This window comes from Sphingobium abikonense NBRC 16140, assembly GCF_001598335.1.
Classification (GTDB): domain Bacteria; phylum Pseudomonadota; class Alphaproteobacteria; order Sphingomonadales; family Sphingomonadaceae; genus Sphingobium; species Sphingobium abikonense.
In genome coordinates, this window is sequence record NZ_BCYT01000003.1 from 327,244 (window position 1) to 343,767 (window position 16,524).

The 16,524-nt window shown below is 65.3% G+C and carries 18 protein-coding genes and 1 pseudogene; 11 read left to right on the forward strand and 8 right to left on the reverse strand.

Annotated features, from left to right (window positions below; translation table 11 throughout):
- Positions 1-11: 11 nt before the first annotated feature.
- The 5 genes from SAB01S_RS05475 to flgB form a co-directional block, all read right to left on the reverse strand.
- Positions 12-755, reverse strand: a complete 744-nt coding sequence (locus SAB01S_RS05475) for a flagellar basal body rod protein FlgF (protein ID WP_062732068.1) — start codon at positions 753-755, stop codon at positions 12-14.
- Between the two features lie 147 nt (positions 756-902).
- Complete coding sequence (locus SAB01S_RS05480) at positions 903-1,748, reverse strand: flagellar hook-basal body complex protein (protein WP_021228795.1); 846 nt, start codon at positions 1,746-1,748, stop codon at positions 903-905.
- A 37-nt stretch (positions 1,749-1,785) separates the two neighbouring features.
- Positions 1,786-2,445, reverse strand: coding sequence for a flagellar hook assembly protein FlgD (locus SAB01S_RS05485; RefSeq protein ID WP_062732069.1), 660 nt, complete (start codon positions 2,443-2,445; stop codon positions 1,786-1,788).
- Positions 2,442-2,852, reverse strand: a complete 411-nt coding sequence (flgC, locus tag SAB01S_RS05490; protein ID WP_062732070.1) for a flagellar basal body rod protein FlgC — start codon at positions 2,850-2,852, stop codon at positions 2,442-2,444. The genes SAB01S_RS05485 and flgC overlap by 4 nt, the downstream gene beginning before the upstream one ends.
- A 2-nt stretch (positions 2,853-2,854) precedes the next feature.
- The gene (flgB, locus tag SAB01S_RS05495) at positions 2,855-3,226 is read right to left on the reverse strand and encodes a flagellar basal body rod protein FlgB (protein ID WP_009820812.1); all 372 of its coding nucleotides are present in this window, start codon (positions 3,224-3,226) and stop codon (positions 2,855-2,857) included.
- 243 nt (positions 3,227-3,469) lie between these two features.
- On the opposite strand from flgB, the gene SAB01S_RS05500 reads away from it, so the two are divergent.
- From SAB01S_RS05500 to SAB01S_RS05535, 8 genes are all read left to right on the forward strand, one after another.
- The gene (locus tag SAB01S_RS05500; protein ID WP_062732071.1) at positions 3,470-4,138 is read left to right on the forward strand and encodes a MotA/TolQ/ExbB proton channel family protein; all 669 of its coding nucleotides are present in this window, start codon (positions 3,470-3,472) and stop codon (positions 4,136-4,138) included.
- Positions 4,135-4,632 carry a flagellar motor protein MotB gene (locus tag SAB01S_RS05505; RefSeq protein ID WP_062732072.1) on the forward strand — a complete coding sequence of 166 codons (498 nt, stop codon included), beginning with the start codon at positions 4,135-4,137 and terminating at the stop codon, positions 4,630-4,632. The genes SAB01S_RS05500 and SAB01S_RS05505 overlap by 4 nt, the downstream gene beginning before the upstream one ends.
- 64 nt (positions 4,633-4,696) lie before the next feature.
- Positions 4,697-5,278 (forward strand): flagella basal body P-ring formation protein FlgA, encoded by a 582-nt coding sequence (locus SAB01S_RS05510; protein WP_157078283.1) that lies wholly within the window; start codon positions 4,697-4,699, stop codon positions 5,276-5,278.
- Between the two features lie 45 nt (positions 5,279-5,323).
- Positions 5,324-5,599 carry a flagellar biosynthesis anti-sigma factor FlgM gene (gene flgM / locus SAB01S_RS05515; RefSeq protein ID WP_062732074.1) on the forward strand — a complete coding sequence of 92 codons (276 nt, stop codon included), beginning with the start codon at positions 5,324-5,326 and terminating at the stop codon, positions 5,597-5,599.
- A gap of 12 nt (positions 5,600-5,611) precedes the next feature.
- The gene (locus SAB01S_RS05520) at positions 5,612-5,920 is read left to right on the forward strand and encodes a hypothetical protein (RefSeq protein ID WP_021228788.1); all 309 of its coding nucleotides are present in this window, start codon (positions 5,612-5,614) and stop codon (positions 5,918-5,920) included.
- 145 nt (positions 5,921-6,065) lie between these two features.
- Complete coding sequence (locus SAB01S_RS05525; protein WP_062732126.1) at positions 6,066-6,899, forward strand: lysozyme family protein; 834 nt, start codon at positions 6,066-6,068, stop codon at positions 6,897-6,899.
- A gap of 9 nt (positions 6,900-6,908) precedes the next feature.
- Positions 6,909-9,041 (forward strand): flagellar biosynthesis protein FlhA, encoded by a 2,133-nt coding sequence (gene flhA, locus SAB01S_RS05530; protein ID WP_062732075.1) that lies wholly within the window; start codon positions 6,909-6,911, stop codon positions 9,039-9,041.
- Positions 9,042-9,060: 19 nt separating this feature from the next.
- Entirely contained in the window at positions 9,061-9,792 is a 732-nt protein-coding gene (locus SAB01S_RS05535) for a sigma-70 family RNA polymerase sigma factor (protein WP_062732076.1), read from the forward strand.
- Positions 9,793-9,837: 45 nt separating this feature from the next.
- Here the strand turns inward: SAB01S_RS05535 and mdoH are convergent, their stop codons facing one another.
- The 3 genes from mdoH to SAB01S_RS05550 all read right to left on the reverse strand — a co-directional run bounded on the left by mdoH (position 9,838) and on the right by SAB01S_RS05550 (position 14,318).
- Positions 9,838-11,718, reverse strand: a complete 1,881-nt coding sequence (mdoH, locus tag SAB01S_RS05540) for a glucans biosynthesis glucosyltransferase MdoH (RefSeq protein WP_021228784.1) — start codon at positions 11,716-11,718, stop codon at positions 9,838-9,840.
- Positions 11,719-11,782: 64 nt separating this feature from the next.
- Complete coding sequence (locus tag SAB01S_RS05545; RefSeq protein WP_062732127.1) at positions 11,783-13,291, reverse strand: OpgD/OpgG family glucan biosynthesis protein; 1,509 nt, start codon at positions 13,289-13,291, stop codon at positions 11,783-11,785.
- Positions 13,292-13,502: 211 nt separating this feature from the next.
- On the reverse strand, positions 13,503-14,318 hold the full coding sequence (locus SAB01S_RS05550; RefSeq protein ID WP_021228782.1) for a flagellin N-terminal helical domain-containing protein: 816 nt from the start codon (positions 14,316-14,318) through the stop codon (positions 13,503-13,505).
- A 316-nt stretch (positions 14,319-14,634) separates the two neighbouring features.
- Between SAB01S_RS05550 and SAB01S_RS05555 the strand changes: the two genes are divergently transcribed.
- The 3 genes and pseudogenes from SAB01S_RS05555 to SAB01S_RS05565 all read left to right on the forward strand — a co-directional run.
- Positions 14,635-15,903, forward strand: coding sequence for a sigma 54-interacting transcriptional regulator (locus SAB01S_RS05555; RefSeq protein WP_062732077.1), 1,269 nt, complete (start codon positions 14,635-14,637; stop codon positions 15,901-15,903).
- 14 nt (positions 15,904-15,917) lie between these two features.
- Positions 15,918-16,277 (forward strand): flagellar hook-basal body complex protein FliE, encoded by a 360-nt coding sequence (gene fliE, locus SAB01S_RS05560; RefSeq protein WP_021228780.1) that lies wholly within the window; start codon positions 15,918-15,920, stop codon positions 16,275-16,277.
- A 3-nt stretch (positions 16,278-16,280) separates the two neighbouring features.
- Positions 16,281-16,524 (forward strand): annotated as a pseudogene (locus SAB01S_RS05565) (flagellar basal-body MS-ring/collar protein FliF); the annotation flags it as partial.

Here is a 16,524-nt window from a genome sequence, read left to right on the forward strand (position 1 = left end):
AACCATAGGGCCTAGCTGTCGAGGCGCATCAGCGACGCGCCGCCATCGTCCAGCTGTTTGGCGGTGTCGATCATCTTGACCTGCGTTTCCCATGCGCGGCTGGCCTCGATCATGTCGATCAGCGCCTGGGTCGAATTGACGTTCGATCCTTCCAGCGATCCCGATGTCACGGTGGCGAGCGGATCGGAGGGCAGGGCGCCGCCATTGACTTCGCGGAACAGGCCGTCATTGCCCTTGGCGATGCTGGATCCGGCCGCATTGACCAGCTTGAGCTTGTCGACCTGCTGCGGATTGGCCGGGTCGCCGCCCTGGGGCACGCCCCAGATGTTGCCATCCTTGGCGATGGAGACGCTGTCCATTTGCGGCAGGATGACCGGGCCGCCCTCGCCCAGCACGGGCAGGCCGTCGCCGGTGGTCAGCAGGCCGCTGTCGGAAACCTTGAGGTCGCCGCGGCGCGTATAGGCTTCGCTGCCGTCGGTGGCCTGGACGGTGAGCAGTGCGTCCCCGTCCAGCGCCACGTCGAGCGGATTGCCCGTTTCGGTGACCGCGCCTTGCGCCATGTCGGCGGCGATCACCTGTTCGGAGGCCTGGGCGCGCGTGTCGAAGCTTTCGCCCTGGATCCAGCGCGTTTCGGCATTGGCGATTTCCGCGCGAAAACCAACGGTGTTGGCATTGGCGAGGTTGTTCGCGATCGACGCCTGCCGCGCCATCGCGCCGCGCATCGCCGTCAGTGCCGTGTTGACGAGCCGGTCCATGGCTTACCTATCCTTTCTATCGGCCGTTCGCCCTGAGTAGCCATAAAGCGAAGTCGAAATGGCGTATCGAAGGATGCTTCGATATGAGGCTTCGACACGCTCAGCCTCTACTCAGCACGAACGGGATGCCTTTCCCGCCGAGGGGGTTTAGGTGCGGATGTTGACGATGGTGGTGGTCAGCGTATTGGCCGCCTCGATCGCCTTGCTGTTCGCCTGGAAATTGCGCTGGGCGGCGATCAGCTGGACCAGTTCGTCCGTGATATCGACGTTGGAGCGTTCCAGCGAGCCGGAGTTGACCGAACCGAACATGCCCTGATTGGCGGTGCCCAGGATCGGGTTGCCGCTTTCCACGGTGGAGGTCCAGTGCGCGTCGCCCTGCTGGCGCAGCCCTTCCAGGCTGTTGAAGGACGCCATTGCGACCTGGCCCAGGTAAACGGTGCTGCCATCGGCGTAGATGGCCGAAACCAGCCCCTCCTTAGACACGCCGACGCTGGTCAGCTGCGCGCCGTCGGCTTCGTTGTTGTAGGTGGTGGGGATTTGCAGGTCGGTAAGGTCGCCCGGGCCGGTGGCGCTGGTCGGCGGCGTGGTCAGCTCGCCGGTTTCGGGATCGACCGCGAACACCTGAATGCGCGAACCGGTAGTGTCGACGGCATAACGGTCATTGTCGACGGCAAAGGCGCCGTTGCGGGTGTAGCTGATCGTGCCATCCTCGCCCTTCACGGTGAAGAAGCCTTCGCCGGTGATGGCGAGGTCCAGCGTCTTGTCGGTGGTTTCGATGGTGCCCTGCGTGAACTGCTGGGTGATGCCCTGCACGCGCACGCCCTGGCCCGCGACCTGATGCGTCGTCTGCATCGGCGAGGCGGCGAAGATGTCGCCGAACTGCGCCTTGCTCTTCTTGAAGGCGGTGGAGTTCACGTTGGCGACATTGTTGGAGATGGCGGACAGGTCAGCCTGCGCGCCCTTGAGGCCGGAAAGCGATACATAAAAGGACATGGCGTTGCTCCTTGGGTGAAAAGGATGGGGTTGGAAATTACATCAGGCTCAGCGCGTCGGACGGGCTGTAGCTGCCCAGCGCGGTGATCAGTTTGGAGGACGAACCGTCCGCGGGTGACTGGACGGCGGCGATGGTGGCCCAGGTCGCGACCTTGCTGGGGGTGGCGCCGTTGACCTTCACCTGCAGGGCGTCGGTGGACACTGTTTCGCCCGTGTCGTCCTTGCCATCCCAATAGAAGGTCACGTCGCCCGCCTGCTGCGACCCCAAGTCGATGGTCTTGACGACATTGCCGCTACCATCCACGAGGTCGACGGTCGCGCCATCGGTGGCGTCGGCGAAAGTAATCTGGCCGGCGTAATAGCCGCTGGCGTCGGGCACGGCGACATTGCTCTGGACCAGCATCGACTTGCCGATCCAGCTTGCCGCATCGCCCAGCCGCGTTCCGGTGAGCTCTTCCTTGATCGACGCCAGATTGGCGTTCATCTCGGCGATGCCGCTGGAATTGGTGATGGTCGCCATCTGCGACACCATCTCGGCATTGTCGACCGGTTCGAACGGGTCCTGATATTGCATCTGCGCGGTCAGCAGCTTCAGGAAGCTCGCCTGATCCATCGTCGCGCTGCCGGTGCCGACGGTCGCATTGGGATTGTAGACCGAAAGCCCGGCGCTGTCGGTGACGGTGGAAACGCTCGTCATTTGCCGATCCTTATGGTTTCGAGCATCAGGGACTTGGCGGTGTTGAGCACCTGGACATTATTCTGGTACATGCGGGCGGTCTCGATCATGTCGACCAGCTCGGCATTGCTATCGACCGCCGCTTCCCACACATCGCCATTGGCGTCGGCCAGCGGATGATTGGGGTCGTGGCGCTTGGTCGGTTCGGCCTTCGTGGTGACGACGTCCGACACCTTGACCGTCGATACGCCCGGGCTGTCCGTCACGGACGTGAAGACCGGCTTGATCGCGCGATAGGCGTCCTGCGCGCTGCCGGTCACATTGCCGGCGTTCGCCATGTTGGACGCGGTAGTGTTGAGACGCACCAGCTGCGCGCTCATGGCGCGGCCGGCGATGTCGAAAATGTTCATGGAGCCATTGCCGCTCATGCTCATTCTCCCTTCAGCGCACGGTTGATGGTGTTGATCCGGCCCTCAAGGAAGGAGAGGGTCGTGCGATATTTGACGGCGTTTTCGGCAAACAGCGTCTGTTCGGTGCTGAGTTCAACCGTATTGCCGTCAAGGCTGGGCTGAAGCGGCACGCGATAGCCCATGGCGTCTTCGACCGCCTTGCCCATGTCGGTGGAGGTCGCGCCCGACGATTGCGCCGTCGCTTCCTTGAGCGCGGCTTCAAAGTCGATGTCGCGCGCCTTGTAACCGGGCGTGGAGGCATTGGCGATGTTGGACGCGAGCAGGGACAGGCGCTGCGAACGAAGCGCCAGCGCCTTTCCGTGTATCCCGAACAGATTGTCTTCGACCGACATGCTCAAAATTCGCTCTAAAGTTTCGCCTTTACCCGCCGTTCTGAAGCCTGATGGCGTCGCCTGCGGGTGATCCAGCCTGTGATCAGCAAGAGCCGTGCCAATTTGCGTGGGTGACGCATCGGCACGGCGGGAAAGCACGGAAATACAGGCGTTCCGCAGGTAGGGCGGCAAGGGCGGCAAATTTTTGCCGGTCGGCGGCAGGGCGTTGCCGGCCGTCGATGAACGATGGGGACGACATAGCGCATGCTCGCGATTTTCAGCCAATTGTTCGATCCGGCAACGCTGCCGGCGATGCTGGGCGGGGTGGCGCTGGTGGCGCTGTTTCAAAATGGCCTTGCTGCTTGCGGGCGCGCGATCGGGGCGCTGGCGCCGTTGCTGCGCGCCGATCCCTTGCGCGATCAGGATGCGGCGCGCGCCGCCCTGCTTCAGATCGACCATGTCGCGCAATTGCGCGGCCTGTCCTGCACCGATCGGGTGAAGACCGCCCATCCTTTCCTGACGCAGGCCGCGCACAAGCTGGCCAATTGCGACCGCACCGAACAATTCGCGCTGTGGGCGACGCAGACGCTGGCCGACCGGGCGCAGCGCCATGGCGCGGCGCATCGCGTCTGGCTGTCGGTCGCCGACGCCGCGCCGGCATTGGGCATGGCGGGCACGATATTGGGCCTGATCGGCATGTTCGCCGCGATGGAAGACCCGGCCGCGCTGGGGCCGTCAATGGCGCTGGCGCTGCTCACCACTTTCTATGGCGTCGTAATCGCCAACATCCTCGCCGCGCCCATCGCTGCGCGCCTGGCCGACCTGTCGGAGCGGGAACTGGCCTGGCAGCGCGAGGCGGCGGACCGGATGCTGGTGATCGCCCGGCGTGAAAATGCGCCTTTGCGTCGCGCGGCCATGCGCGAAGTGGCATGAGCGCGCCCCCTATCCCCCTTGCGCGGCGCAATCGCTGGGCGGTCAGCTTTGCCGATCTGCTCTTGCTGCTGCTCGCTTTCTTCGTGCTGTTGCAGGCGAGCGGATCGCGGCGCGACGCCATGCTGGCGCAGGTCAGTCGGCAATTTGGCGGGCGGCCGATGGCCGATGGCGTCGAGATTCGAGCCGCCGATCTGTTCCTGCCGGGCGAGGCTCTGTTGAGCGCGCAGGGAGAGGCACGGATTGCCGCTTTGGCGCACCGGTTCGCCAGCGGGCCGAGCATCGAGATCCGCAGTCGTGGCGCGGACACGCAGCACGAACGGTTCGACGAATGGGACCTGGCCGCGGCGCGTTTGGGCGCGGTCGCGCGCGCCTTGCAGGCACGCGGCCTTTCTCGTGACCGGCTGCTGATCCGGGGCTTGGACCAGGCGGACGGGCAGGCGGACGGGCAGGGGCAGTGGATCCGCGTCGCCCCCGGCAGCAAGGCCGCGAATTGATCCGACTGGCACGAAAATTGCGGAGGCCATGGGAAGACACTCTGTTTTTGACAGGAGACTGCCCGTGCTTCGCCTTTCGTTCATCCTCTCCGCCACCGCCGCGATTGCCACCGTGCAGCCCGCGCTGGCGCAGCAGACGTTCGAAAATCTCGATCGCATCGACAGCCTTGTCGCGATGACCGTCGGCGCCAATATGGGCGAGCCGGGTGGTCCGGCCGCCCCGGTCGACCGGCGGCTGCGCCTCGCCGCCTGCCCCAGCACCCCCACGGTCGAAGGCCCGGTCTTCGGCGCGGCGATGGTGAAGTGCGAGGCGCTGGGCTGGCGCATCCGCGTACCGCTGGTCAAGGGCGTCGCCGCCGCCAGCTATGGCCCCGTGCCCGGTGCCGCGCCGCGCGCTGCGCCGTCGAACGGCTTTACCCGCGCCGCCGTCGCCGCCGCGCCCAGGGAAGATGTGGTGCGCAAGGGCGATCCGGTGCAGCTGATGGCAGGCAATGCCAGTTTCAGCGTATCGCGCATGATGATCGCGGACGAAGGCGGCGCGGTCGGCGACACGATCCGCGTGCGCGAAGACCGCAAAAGCCCGCCGATTTTCGCCCAGATCGTCGATATGGGCATGGTGCGCATTCCAGGATTTAATGATTTTTGAACTTGTCCGTTATAAGGGTCAAAGGACGAGTGAAGGATTAAAGTCATGATCAACTCTGTTGGACAGAGCATCGGCAATGCGATCGGCGCGACCAGCCTGCGCGAAAGCGGCAAGACCCGCGCTGCCGCGCCTGCCGGTTCCGTACCGGCGTCGGCTGCGGCGGACGTCGCTAGCCCCGCCGCCCGCATGGCGGCCGAAGGCGCGCCGGTGGACATGGACAAGATCGCCGCGATCAAGAGCGCGATCGCGTCGGGCAATTATCCGGTGAATGCGGATGCGATCGCCGAACGGATGCTCGAACTCGATTTGCCCCAGACATAAGGATTTGCCGCCATGCCGCTTGGCCTTGCTGCCCTTGATGACCTGTTCACCGCGTTTGACGGCTTGCGCGACGCGCTGACCGGCAGCGACGTGACGGCGATCGAGCAGGCGAGCGACCGGGTGAGCCGCGCGGCTGCTGCGGTGCGGGCCGTTGGCGCCTGGCGATCCGACCCGGCGGTGGTCGAGCGTATCAGCGCGATGCTGCCGCTCATCGAAAGCGCACGGGTGCGGGTCAACCTGCTGGCCGATCATGCCAGCCAGCGCCTGTCCATCCTGGCGTCGCATGGCGCGCGCGCCGCGCCGCTGACATACGGCCGCTGAAAAAAAATCATCGTTAAAGCTAAAGCGGCGCCTTCGGGCGCCGTTTTTCGTTCGGACGGGGTCGATTTCCTGCCGCCGCGTTAACCAAATCTTGGCACAAGCCTTGCTCTAATGTCCTCGCTAGCAATTGAGGATTTTGAGCATCGTGTCGGCATTCGCAGACATTTCGGCAACCTCCGGATCGACCGGCAATCGCGTCACCAACGCGATCGCCATGGCGAGCCGGCGCACGGGTGTCGACTTCAGCTATCTGCTGGGTCAGGCCAAGATCGAGTCGAGCCTGAACCCCACGGCGCGCGCAACCACCTCGTCTGCCACCGGCCTTTATCAGTTCATCGACCAGAGCTGGCTGGCCGTCATCGACAAGCATGGCAGCGAATATGGGCTGGGCTGGGCTTCGGACGCGATCAGCCAGGGCAGCAATGGCCGCTATTATGTGTCCGATCCGCAATTGCGCCAGCAGATACTCGATCTGCGCAAGCATCCCGAAACCGCTTCGGTGATGGCGGCGCAGCATGCCGCCGATAACAAGGCCTATCTGGAATCGAAGCTGGGCCGGGAGGCCGAGCCGGTCGACCTTTATCTCGCGCATTTCCTGGGCGTGGGCGGGGCGACCAAATTCCTGTCGGTCCATGATCGCGCGCCCGATGCGAGCGCCGCCTCGCTCTTCCCGTCCGCCGCGCGCGCCAACCGGTCGATCTTCTACGACCGGTCGGGCAATGCCCGCAGCTTTTCGGACATTCGCGACCGTTTCGCCGCCAAGTTGCAGAAAAGCTCCGACAGCCTGGGCGGCCCGGTCCAATATGCGGACGCCTCCGGCGCCGCCGCCAGCTTGCCGGGCGGCGCACGGACCGTCCAGCCAGCCGATTATGTGCGGATCGAAACCCAGCGCCTGAGCCAACAGCCCGACGTCAGCGTCCGGCCGCAGCCGCAGACGGCGCGTCTTGCCTATCTCATGCTTGCCACCCTCGGAAGGTAACGGCCGACCATGTCCCCTGCCCAAGTCAAAGCGAAGATCTGGATGAGCGCCGCCAAGGGCGCTGTGCTGCCGTTCGCAACCCTGATGGTGGTCCTGTTCATGATGGTGCCGGTCCCGGCGGTCATGCTGGATATCGGCTTCATCACCAACATCATGATCTCGCTCGCTGTGCTGATGGTGGCGCTGAACGCCGCCAAGCCGCTCGACTTCTCCAGCTTTCCCACCGTCCTTCTGTTCGCGACGCTGCTGCGCCTGGCGCTCAACGTCGCCTCGACCCGCGTGGTGCTGGTGTCGGGGCATGAAGGCGCGGATGCGGCGGGGCAGGTGATCGAAGCGTTCGGCCATTTCCTGATCGGCGGCGATTATGTCGTGGGCATTTTCGTCTTCGCCATCCTGATGATCATCAACCTGGTCGTCATCACCAAGGGCGCGGGCCGCGTGTCCGAAGTGTCGGCGCGCTTCACGCTGGACGCCTTGCCGGGCAAACAGATGGCGATCGACGCCGACCTGAACGCGGGCCTGCTGACCCCGGAAGAAGCCAAGATCCGCCGCGCCGAAGTCGCGACAGAAGCGGATTTCTACGGGTCGATGGACGGCGCCAGCAAGTTCGTGAAGGGTGACGCGGTCGCGGGCATCCTGATCCTGGTGATCAACATCATCGGCGGCATCATCCTGGGCGTCGTCAGCCATGGCCTGGCCATGGGCGAGGCCGCGCAGACCTATATCATCCTGGCGATCGGCGACGCGCTGGTAGCGCAGATTCCCGCGCTGCTGCTGTCTATCGCGGCGGCATCCATCGTCACCCGCGTCAAGAGCGAGCAGGACCTGTCGGCGCAGGTCGCCGGACAATTCGGCACTGGCCGCGCCTGGGTGCCGGTCGCCGCGATCCTGGGCTTCCTGGGCATCCTGCCGGGCATGCCGCACATGATTATCCTGCCCGCCGCTGCCGTTGCCGGCGGGATCGCGTGGCAATTGCGCAAGGCGAGCCAGAAAAAGGCCGCCGAACCCGCGCCGCCGCCGCCCGCGCCCAATCCCGCGCTCATCGAATGGGACGATGTATCGGACGGCGCGATCCTGGGGCTGGAGATCGGCTATGGTCTCATCTCCCTGGTCGACGAGCGCAAGGGCGCGCCGCTCATGGCCCGCATCACCGGCATCCGTCGCCAGCTGTCCAAGGAACTGGGCTTCGTCGTGCCGATGGTGCGGGTGAAGGACAATCTGGCGCTGGAGCCGAACCAGTATCGCATCACCATCGCCGGCGTCGTCGTGGGCGAGGACGAAATCTGGTCCGACGACCTGCTGGCGCTTGACAGTGGCGCGCTGGAAGGCACCGTCACCGGCCGCCCGGCCAAGGACCCGACTTTTGGGCTGGACGCAGTCTGGATTGCGCAGGCCAAGCGGAGCGAAGCGGTCGTGGCGGGCTATACCGTGGTCGATCCGCCGACGGTCGTCGCGACCCATCTCAACCAGCTGATCGCGATGAACGCGGCCGAAATGTTCGGCCTGGACGAAGCGCGCAAGCTGCTCGACAATCTGAAGGATGTGGCGCCGCAGCTGGTCGACGGGCTGACGCCCGGCCTGCTCAACCTGACGCAGATCAGCGCGCTGTGCCGCGCGCTGCTGAGCGAAGGCATCGCGCTCAAGGATTTCCGTCGCATCTGCGAAGCGATGGTCGATGGCGCGCGCCCCGACATGAGCCACGAGCAACTGGTCGAGGCGGTGCGCCAGCGCATCGGCGCGCTCATCATTCAGGGGCTGGTGCCCGTGAAGATGCCGCTGCCGGTCATCACGCTGGATGGCGAATTGGAGGCGATGCTGGCGCAGGCGATGCGGGTCGCGGGCGACGCCCGTCATCCGATCGAGCCGAGCCTTGCCAACCGCATCGTCGAGCAGGTGGTGAACGCCGCCCGCCCGATGCTGGGCCAGGCGCGCAATTTCGCCATCGTCACCTCGCCCGTCGCGCGGCGGGCGCTTGCCCGCCTGTTCAAGCCGCACCTGCCCGAAACGCCGGTGCTGTCCTTCCTGGAAATTCCCGACGGTAAGGGTGTGGAAGTGGTTGCGGTGGTAGGCAATGAATCGCGGCCAACGCCCCGCCATGATCCGCTGCCAAAGCGGGATCAGATGCGCGAACGCGTGGCTTGAAAGAAGCTGGAACTAGGTCATGTATATGAACAAGATCGCGGTTGGCGCTCACACTTATGGCAAGCCTGGTGAGCATAGCCCCGAACGGCTGGCCCGCCAATATATGCCGCTGGTGCGCAAGATCGCCTGGCATGTCCACGGCCGTGTTTCCACCGCCATCGAAGTCGAGGATCTGCTTCAGATCGGCATGGTCGCGCTGGTCGAGGCGGCGAATAGTTTCGAGGATCGCGGGCTTGGCTTTGCCGCCTATGCACAGCTGCGCGTACGCGGCGCGATGATCGACCATTTGCGCAGGCAGGCAACGCTTTGCCGGTCGGCAATGGCCAGGCGGAAAGAAATTGCCGGGGTCCGGGGTCGGCTGGAGCAGCAGTTGGGCCGGCTGCCGACCGAGGCGGAAATGTCGAGCGAGATGGGGCTGGAGCCCGCCGCCTATCGCGAGGTCGCCGACAGCGTCGAGATGGTCCAGCACACCAGCATGGATGAGGTCTATTCCGACCAGTCCATGTGGTTCGCCGATGTGGAGGACCGCGCCGACCAGGTGCTGGAGCGCGAATCGCTGAAAAAGGCGCTGGTCGCCTGCATCAGCGAACTGCCCCAGCGCGAGGCGATGGTGCTGCAACTCTATTTCGTCGAGGAAATGAACCTGGAGGAAATCGGCCAGACGCTGGACATCGGCGCGGCGCGCGTGTGCCAGATCAAGAAGGCCGCGCTCGACAAGCTGCGCGAAAAACTGCGCGACTGGGACGAGTGAAGGGCGCAGTTTCCGCCTGCTATCGGCGCGGGGCGCGTTTACAGACTATTCGTCATTGGCCGCGATAGCGCGGCGCTTTTCGCCATTGGGCCAGCGGAATCGCAGCGGGCGATAGCTTTGCGTGCGCCACCATGGGTCGGCGACCTGGAACAGACCGCTTCTTTCCGCCCGTATGCCCAAATCCTTGCGCGCGGTGATCGCCGCGAGCAGGGGCGCTGCAAACAGGCCCGCGACGACGGGCAGCGTCCAGCCGACCGCGCCTGCCTCGACCGCCAGCCAGGTCAGGCCGACGCCCAGCAGGATATGCCATTTGAACAACCAGATCGCGCTGCCGATGGCCATGCCGTCGCGGTCGCGGGTCTGGCCGTTCCAGCTCGCCTTGCGCCCCATCAATATGGTGACAAGGTTGATCGTCTGGGTCAGCATCGCGACCGGCGCCATCAGAATGGACAGGATGATGTCGACCAGCACGCCGCGCGTCATCCGCAATGCGCCGCCAAAGCCGATGCGCCGCGCCGGGTCCGCCATCGCCCAGAATATGGCGAGAATTTTGGGACCGAACAGCAATAGCGCGGTGACGCCCAGCAGCGCGCCCGATGGCAGCACCTCGGCCGGCGGCCAGGTGCCGCTGGCCGCGCCGCCCAGCACCACCAGCATCAGCGCCAGCCACATGGGCGACGTGCAATAGGCGGTCGCTCCGACCAGCAGCTGAAACCGGCTCAATGGATGCAGGCCCGCGATGCGGATCAGCAGCGGCACATGCTGGATATTGCCCTGACACCAGCGGCGGTCGCGGGTGAACAGGTCGGGCATGGAGGGCGGGAATTCCTCGAAACTGTCGTCGGCCGTCACCATATGCACGTCCCAGCCGCGCCGCCGCAGCAATGCAGCCTCCAGCATGTCGTGACTCAATATATGGCCGCCAAAGGGCGCGCGACCGGGCAATTCGGGCAGGCCGCAGCTTTCGGCGAAGGCGCGCACGCGCACGATGGCGTTATGGCCCCAGAACATGCCTTCGCTGCCCGCCCACCAGATCATGCCGGCGGCGGAGATCGGTCCGAACAGGCGGCTGGCAAATTGCTGCCAGCGCGCGAAAAGGGTCGCCGCGCCCATCACCGTCGGCACGGTCTGAATGAGGCCGACATGCGGGTGCCGCTCCATGTCGGCGGCCAGCCGCGCCATGGTCTGACCGCTCATGATGCTGTCGGCGTCCAGCACGATCATATGGTCGTACCCGCCGCCAAACCGCGTCACCCATTCGGCGATATTGCCCGGCTTGCGCCCGATATTGAGCGCGCGGCGGCGATAATGGACCGGGCGCGAAAAGGAGTCGCGCATTTCCAGATAGGCGCGCTTTTCTGTTTCGCCGCTTTCGGCGTTGGAATCGGACAGGATGAAGAATTCGAACCGTTCCCCGCCCATCACCTGCGCCAGGCTGCGCTCCATGATCGACAGCCGGCCGAGCACGCCCAGAAAATCCTCATTGCAGACCGGCAGCAGGATCGCGGTCTTGCCACGCAGCGGTTCGGACGCGCGCAAGGGGCGGGGGGTGACGCTGCGCCCCTTGCCCACGGTCAGCAACAGAAAGCCGATGGCGGCCGTGGCGAAACCGAAAGCGATCCAGGCAAAGAGGGAAATGAAGAGAGCCAGATAGACGCCCTCCAACGCGCTGATGCCATCCAGCCCGATCGAGCGGCGCATGTCGTGGGCGGCCAGCGCGGCGGGGATCAGCGTGAGCGCGATCACGAGCAGGCGGCGTGCCCACAGGTCGATATTGAAGCGGCGGCGCGCGATGAGCGGCGGCGTCGTGTCGAAATCCTGCTCCGGCATGGCGAGCGGGCTTTCGGCCGGCACCTGTTCAAAGGCGCGCGGCACGGGCTTTTCATCGACCGGCGGGTCGGTCGTCGGCGCGACGTCCTTGTCCATGATTTCGGCCCCGTTCCCTATTGACCCAAAGCGTCAGAACCGATCGGGTCCGTAACGGTTCCGCTCAGGAACCGACAGGATAGTGCACATATTCGCTGATTGCACGATCGCCCAGACGCAACTGCGCCCGAATATCGGCCAGCCCGGCCCCTTCGCGCTTGAGGTCGAGCACCATGCGATAAAGCCCCGGTTGCCCCAGCACAGGATAACCCGCCGTCTTGATCATCGTGCCCGCGCTGATGTCGGTCCAGATGTCGGGCTTTGCGCCATCGGCCACGCCGGCAAAATCTACGACCAGCCGGTCGCTGCCCTCTTCATCGCCGCGTCCGCGCCAGACATTCTGGACGATCGCGACCTCGTTCCCCAGAGCTTGCGACGCAGGGGCGCGCGCCGCGCTCCAGTCGACGCGATAGCCCACATCGATCCGCCGTCCGGGCGTAGCCGATGCTGCGGGCGTCCAATAGGCGACAACATTGTCGGTATATTCGCTGTCGGTCGGGAAGCTGTAGAGCCGCACCTCGCCCGCGCCGAGCGGGGTCGAGGGGCTTGCCCACAATGTCGGGCGACGGTCATAATAGACGCCGTCGTCCTGATAATGGTCGAAATCGCGGTCGCGCTGGACCAGGCCAAAGCCCTTGGGATCGGTTTCGGCAAAGGCGCTCACCAGCGGGGTAGGCGGGTTGATGATCGGCCGGGCATGTGCGGTGCCGTTGGCGCTGGCGATCGACAATATGTCGCTGTCGTGGATTTCGGGTCGCCAGTCGGTGCCCTTGCCCCGGTTCGCCTGATCGTACCAGAACATGCTGGTCATCGCCATCAGCCCCAGTTCCTCGATCGGCCGACGCGGGAAAAGGGCGGCGGTCACATCCTGCGTGACGCCATCGGCCCCCAATCGGCTGACGAAGCGATAGGCGCCGGTAATCGATGCGCCATCAAGCAAGGCATAGATGGTGACGCTGCTCTCGCCCGTTCGCTCCAGCCAGAAATGAGTGAAGCGGGGAAATTCCTCCTTGCCCAGGCTCGTGTTGATCGCGATGGCGCGCGCCGACAGGCCAAACTGTTTTTGCGGGCTGGGCGCACGGAAATAGCTGGCGCCCAGGAAGGACAGCCAGTCGCCGTCCCGCGCCGCGTTCATGATGCGAAAGCCGGCAAAGCCCGCATCGGGACCCAGCGCCTTTACCGCATTGCCCGCCGGCGCGTCGAACATATCGGCGTCATAGCGGAGCGGCGTGGCGCGGCCATTTTCGACCGTCGCGATGCTGACAGGCTGGGTCGAATATTGCGACAGCGGGAAGAAGCGGATGCCTGTGTCGCCGGGAAGGTCGCCCCACAAGGTGCGGTCGTCGCGAAAGCGCGCCTCATGCTGGGCGATATAGTCGACCTTGGCCGCACCCGGATGGGCGGGGGTTTCCCTGAAGGGGGTGCGGGTCAACTGCTGCGCCTGCGCCACCAGTCGGTCCCAGGAAAAGGGGGTGGGGCGATTGCCGGTCAGGCCTTGTGCCTGGAGCATGGAGGGCAGGAGGAGGGCGGCGCCCGAGGCCGCGATCATCGCGCGGCGGTCGATCTGGGTCATGGTCTGGCTCATGGACCGGCAAAACGATCGAGCCAAGACTTGTATCCCACCCGAAACGAAGAAGCCTCCGCCCGGGGGGACGGAGGCTTCAAAACAGTAGGTCGTTCGATCGAAGGTGTCGCCGCCGGCGCGGTGGGGACTGTTGATGCGCCGGAAGCTCCATTGGACGGCTGGCGGTGACCAAGGCCTCAGCCGTCCAATTTCGTCAGTCTTAGCCGATCAGCTTCAGCACGCCCTGCTGGCTCTGGTTGGCCTGGGCCAGCATCGCGGTCGACGCCTGGCTCAGGATCTGCTGCTTGGCGAGAGCGGTCGTTTCGGCCGAGAAGTCGGCGTCTTCGATGCGGCTCTTCGCGTCGGTCAGGCTAGTGATGTTGTTGGTCAGGTTGTTGACCGTCGATTCGAGGCGGTTCTGCACCGCACCCAGGTTCGCACGGGTCGTCGCGATCGCCTTGAGCGCATCGTCGAAGGTGGCAAGGTCGGCGGTCGTCGCCGTGGTAGCGTCGACGGCGAGCGCTGCGGTCACGTCAGCGTTGCCAGCGACGTCGTCCAGGTCGATGTCGACCGTGTCAGCGGCGTTCGCGCCAGCCTGGATGCTGACCGTGGCGGTCGAACCGTCGAACAGCTTGGTGCCGTTGAATTCGGTGTTCGCCAGCGTGTCGGTGATCTGGGTGGCGAGCTGCGAGATTTCCGCCTGGATGTTGCTCTTGGCGTCGGCGTCGTTGGTGCCGTTCAGCGCCTGAACCGTCAGTTCACGCATACGCTGCAGCATGTTGCTGACTTCGCCCAGGCCGCCTTCGGCCGTCTGCGCCAGGCTGATGCCGTCATTGGCGTTGCGGACGCCCTGGGTCATGCCGCGGATCTGTGCAGTCATCGACGAAGCGATAGCGAGGCCGGCGGCGTCATCCTTGGCGCTGTTGATGCGCTTGCCGGTCGACAGGCGCTCCATGGCGGTGCTCAGCGACTTGCTGGCCATCGAAGAGGCGTTGGCCGAGCGCAGCGCCGCGGTGTTGGTTCCGATAACAGTCATGATATTCCCTTTCCGTGTGTCGATCAGGTCGCTGCCATCAGGCTGCTTGCGGCCTCGAAAGGGGATAACGGCGGGGCGTGGGAGGCTTTTAGGGCGATATGCGATTTTTCTGGAATCTGCCGGTTTTCGGGGCTTTCTCGCGCGCGCGATAGTATAGAGTCTGGCAAGGGGCGGCAGCGGCGGAAATTATTTGCCGCCGACCGGCAACAAATTTGCCGCGTTAACCATCTGATAACCACGGACCGGGTAAAAGTTAACCATCGAAGGGACTGGGGCGTGCGGGGGCACAAGCCAGACAAATAGGTGGGAAAAGTTCATGTCATCGCTTGACGTGAGCCGTGGGGTCTGCGCGCTCGTTCCCGGGCTGCAGCACTGGCTCGAAAATGCATTCTACACTGTCCGCATCGTAGACGCGCAAAGCCCGCGCGAGAAGGACAGCCGCCGCGTGCTGCTGGCGACCGAGATCGGTCACGCCACGCATCGCGACATCCTCATCAACCTGATCGACGGCGCGCCTTCGCTGGTGGCGGCCGCCAATGGCCTGCCGGCGCGCGTCGCCTTTGCCCTGGAAGATATGGGCTTTGCCTTTGCCCTGATCGCTGAACTCGCCAGGCCCGTATCTGTTCCGGCGGTGGGCGATACCGCCAGCGCGCATCTCATGTCGCTCGCCGCCCGGGTCGCGCGCAGCGACGCCACCGTCCTCATCCAGGGCGACACCGGCACCGGCAAGGAAGGCATGGCGCGCTTCCTTCATGCCCAGTCCGGCCGCACCGCCCATGACTTCATCGCCGTCAACTGCGCGGCGCTGCCCGAAACCATGATGGAAGCGATGCTGTTCGGGCACAAGAAGGGCAGCTTCACCGGCGCGGCCCAGTCGTCCGAGGGCCTGTTCCTGGCGGCCGATGGCGGCACGCTGTTCCTGGACGAAATCGCCGAATTGCCACTGGCGCTTCAGGCCAAGCTGCTGCGCGCCTTGCAGGAGGGCGAAGTGCTGCCCGTCGGCGCGACGCACCCGGTGCCGGTCAATGTCCGCATCATCGCCGCGTGCAACCGCAATCTGGCCGCCGAAGTCGCCGCCGGACGGTTCCGCGAGGATCTTTACTGGCGCCTCAATGTCATGGCGCTGGAACTGCGCCCGCTGGCCGATCGCCGTGGCGACATCGCCGCGATCGCCGCCGCCATGCTGCTGCGCCAGCAGGACGGCGCGAAGGCTGGCTTCGTCTGGCCGACCGCCGCCGCGCTCGACAAGCTGGCCGCCCATGGTTGGCCCGGCAATGCGCGCGAACTGGGCAATGTGCTCCAGCGCGCGCTGGTGCTGCGCGAAGGCGACCGGATTGACGCCGGCGACCTGCACATGGCAGGCGCGCCCCAGCCGCTGCGCGTTGTCGCTGGCACCGAGGCACCGGCGGCCGCCGCCGAGCCCATATTGCTGCGTGACCTCACCCGCCATTCCAAGCTGGAAGCGGTGCGGCTGGCGCTGCGCGAAACCGACGGCCACCGTGCCGAGGCCGCGCGCAAGCTGGGCATTTCGGAACGCACCCTGCGCTATCGGCTCGCCGAGATGCGTGACCTTGCCGCTGCCTGACAGGAGCGCGTGACATGAACGGCATTTCCCCCACGGACAGCGTGATGGCGATCCGCAACGCCATCTTGCAAAAGAACGCCGCGCTGCGCGATATCGCCCAGACCGGCCCCGCCGCTGGCGCGGGCGCGACCGGCGGCGTTCAGGACAGCAAGCCCGGCGCCTTTACCGAGGCGCTGAGCAGCGCGCTGCAACAGGTCAATGGCCTTCAGGCCCAGGCTGGCGAGGCCGCCGCATCGTTCGAGCGTGGCGAAACCACCGACATCGCCGGCGTGATGCTGGCCAAGCAACAGGCGTCGGTCAGCTTCGAAGCGACTCTGCAAGTCCGCAACAAACTCCTGTCCGCCTACAAGGACATTATGAGCATGCCGGTATAAACGATGAGCGAGAACGCACTTTCCACCGCCGTCGGGACCGCAGCGCCCGCTTTGCCCGCAGGGGTGACCTCCGGCTTTGGCGGCACGGGCGCCAAGGGCATGGACGCGATCAAGGCGCGCATGACCGGCTTCATGAAACAGCCGGCCGTGGCGAAAAGCCTGCCGCTGCTGGGCCTCATTGGCACCGTCGCGGTCGCCGGCGCGGCCTGGCTCGCGCTGCGCGAGCCGCCGCAGCGCGACCTGTTCC